Origin of the sequence: Kordia jejudonensis (assembly GCF_001005315.1) — a bacterium.
GTDB lineage: Bacteria > Bacteroidota > Bacteroidia > Flavobacteriales > Flavobacteriaceae > Kordia > Kordia jejudonensis.
On the sequence record NZ_LBMG01000110.1, the window covers coordinates 1 to 3,439 of the forward strand.

Genomic DNA, 3,439 nt, shown 5'->3' on the forward strand with positions numbered 1-3,439 from the left:
CTGTGATTTCTCCGAGTTCGATACGATATCCGCGTAACTTTATTTGATCGTCTTTTCTGCCAATGTAGGCAATGTTTCCATCAGATAACCAACGTGCGATATCGCCTGTTTTGTATACGCGTTCGCCTGTTTTGAATGGACTTTCGATGAATTTTTCTTTTGTAAGCACTTCACGATTGATGTACCCTTCCGAAACTTGTATGCCGCCAATGAGGATTTCTCCTGAAACGCCAATTGGACTCAGTTGCATATCGTCGCCAACTATGTAAATGTTGGTGTTTGCAACGGGTTTCCCGATTGGAATGGTGACTTCGTAGTCGTTATTTGTTAAGTTGATCGCTGTAACATCAATTGCTGCTTCCGTTGGTCCGTAATAGTTGTGAATACTTGTATTTGTAAATGTTGCTTTGAAATCCTTGACAAGTTGCACTGGCAATGCTTCTCCACTACAAATGATGTTTTGAAGCGAACTGCATTTTTCAGCTTCAACAGTTTCGATAAAAACTGCCAACATGGAAGGCACAAAATGTACTAAACTTACTTGATGTTTTTCTATTGTGTTTTGCAAATAGACTGGATCTTTGTGTCCTTCTGGTTTTGCAATGACCAATTTACAACCTGTAATTAATGGCATCAATAATTCCCAAACAGAAACATCGAAAACGTATGGTGTTTTTTGAAGTAAGACACTTTTTTCTGTAATGTTTACATCATTGCGCATCCAAAAAAGTCTGTTTAGCAATCCTGAGTGTGTATTTTTTACACCTTTTGGAAGTCCCGTAGTTCCTGAAGTGTAAATGGCGTACGCTAATTGTGATGGCACTATCGTTACTGCAACTGCTTCACTTGATAGTTGTTCAGCTTCGAGCTGATCGAGATGTAATATTTCTTTTTCAATAGTGTTAAAAAGTTCTGATTGTGTAGAACTTGTCAAAACAACTTCTGCATTTATGTCATTGATAATGAATTCGATACGTTCTACAGGATTGTTTGTATCAATCGGTACGTACGCTGCGCCAGCTTTTAGAATTCCTAAGATTCCGATGTACATTTCGAGTGAACGTTCTGCACAGATTGGCACAAAATCGTTTGCTTTTACACCTTTAGAAACTATGTAGTTTGCGACTTGATTCGATCTTGCATCAAGTTGTTGATAGCTTAGTTTTTCCTCTTCAAATACTAACGCCGTTGCATTTCCACGTTCGGCTACTTGCTTTGCAAATACAGATAGTATAGTTTCATGCTGTGGATATTCTACAGTAGTGGCATTGAAATCATTGAGCAATTGCGCTTTTTCATCCGTATGCAACATTGCCAAATTACTTATGGAATCGTCTGCATGATCAGCAATTGATTTTAGTAAGTTTTCAAAGTGTTTCGCTATTCGCGCAATAGTTTCTTCCTTGAATAAAGCGGTTACATATTCAATATGTATGGCGATTTCCGAAGCTGTTTCCATCGCTGTAAATAGTAAGTCAAATTGCGCAGTCGTATGCGTTGTAGCTACCGTTTCTACACTGCTTTCCCCCAAATTCATTTCCCCTATTTCTTCTGTGTTTTGGAAAATAAACATCGTTTGAAATAGTGGTGAGCGACTTTGATCTCTTTCGACCGCCAAGTGATCTACAATACGCTCAAAAGGAACATCTTGGTGCGTGTATGCCGAGAGACAGGTTTGTTTTACTTGTTGTAGCAAGCTGTTGAAATCTTCATTTGTGTTAAGTTGATTTCTGAGTACAATGGTATTGATAAAAAATCCTACTAAACCAGCAATTTCTTCTTGTTCTCTGTTTGCTATTGGTGTACCAACTGTTATATCGGTTTGTTGCGTGTATCTGTAGAGAAGAATTTTGTAAGCACTTAATAATGTCATGAATAGTGTTGCACCATTCGTGTTTGTAATTTTGTTGAGTTTTGCCGTTGTAGTCGCGTCAATTTTGAAACGATGTAATGCGCCTTCCGTTGATTTTACAGCTGGCCGCACGTAATCTGTAGGTAAATTTAATACGGGCGCGTTTTGTAGTTTTTCTTTCCAATACGCAAGTTTTTCTTCTAGGATTGTTCCTGATAGATAGTTGCGTTGCCAAATGCTGTAATCGGTATATTGTATAGGAAGTGGCGGTAAATTTACAGGTGTTTTGTCACGTAAGTGTTGGTAATATGTTTCTAATTCTGATATGACTATTGGCAATGACCAACCATCTGAAGCAATATGATGTAAGACTAGAATCATGACATGACTTTCTTCATTTTCTTGCACGATTGTTGCTCGTAGCATGTAATCATTAGCTAGATCGAATGCTTGTGAAGTTGTCTTATCGATGAAATCTGCTATGTTGGTATTTTCCGAAAGTTTTGTAACGTGTGTTAGCTGAAAGTCATCGCTTTTCATGACATGTTGGTAGCCAATTCCGTCGTCGTCACGAAATACAGTTCGCAGCGCTTCATGTCGGTTGATTAGCAACTTTAACGCTTCATTTAGTAGTTGAATGTCCAATTTGCCTTTGATACGCATAACACCCGAAATGTGGTAAGCAATACTTCCTTGAAGTTTATCTATGAACCAAAGACGTTCTTGTGCGTATGATAGTGGAATTTTAGCGTTGCTATTTCGGTCGTAAGGCTTGATTTCATTTTTGATGTATGAAGTCCTTATGTCTTGATATTGACCTACTTCACTTTCAAGAAATTGCTGGATACGCTCTTTTTTCTCTTTTAGTTGTTTGAGAAAATCATCTGACAATTCTACGCCTTCTTTTACTTTTAGTCGGACACGTCCATCTTCAAGAAATAGTGTAATTCCTTGTTCTTTTGCTTCCAAAAGTAAGCCTAAAATATCTGAGTTTTTGTCGGTAATATTATAAGTCATATACTTTTGAGTTATGATTGTCTTCTTTTTCTAGTTGCACTAGTTTTATGTATTTTGTTAAGTCAGCAATGGTATTTACATCAAATAATACTCGCAATGGAATGTCTATTTGGAATTCTTTTTGAATTTCCGCGACCAGTTTGATGACATCGATGGAGTTTCCTCCTATTTGGAAGAAGTTATCGTACACGCCTATTTTATGCATTTTCAATACTTTTTTCCACATGGCAGCCAACGTTTCTTCTATTTCATTTCTAGGCGCAACATATTCAACAGTGCTGATTACGATCGTTTCTCTTGCGAGCAGATTTTTTTTGTCAATTTTTCCGTTTGATGTAACTGGAAAAGCATCTAATGTGATGAGCATTGCAGGAACCATGTATGATGGCAAGCTTGCGCTGAGATAGCTTTGTACTTCTGCTTGATCGTACGTATTGGCAGGAATGATATACGAAAGTAATCGTGCAGTTCCTGAATCGTCTTTTTGAGCTAGCGTCACACCTTTTTTGATGTGTTCGGATTTGTTTAAGATGGAATCAATTTCGCCCAATTCTATACGGTAACCGCGTA

2 protein-coding genes are annotated in these 3,439 nt (G+C 37.8%); both read right to left on the reverse strand.

Annotated features, from left to right (window positions below; translation table 11 throughout):
- The coding region (locus AA089_RS22750; protein ID WP_053002644.1) for a non-ribosomal peptide synthetase at positions 1–2,869 on the reverse strand (2,869 nt) is incomplete at its 3' end.
- Positions 2,859–3,439 (reverse strand): phosphopantetheine-binding protein (locus AA089_RS22755; RefSeq protein WP_241480031.1); only part of this gene is annotated, 581 nt, incomplete at its 5' end. The genes AA089_RS22750 and AA089_RS22755, both read right to left, overlap by 11 nt.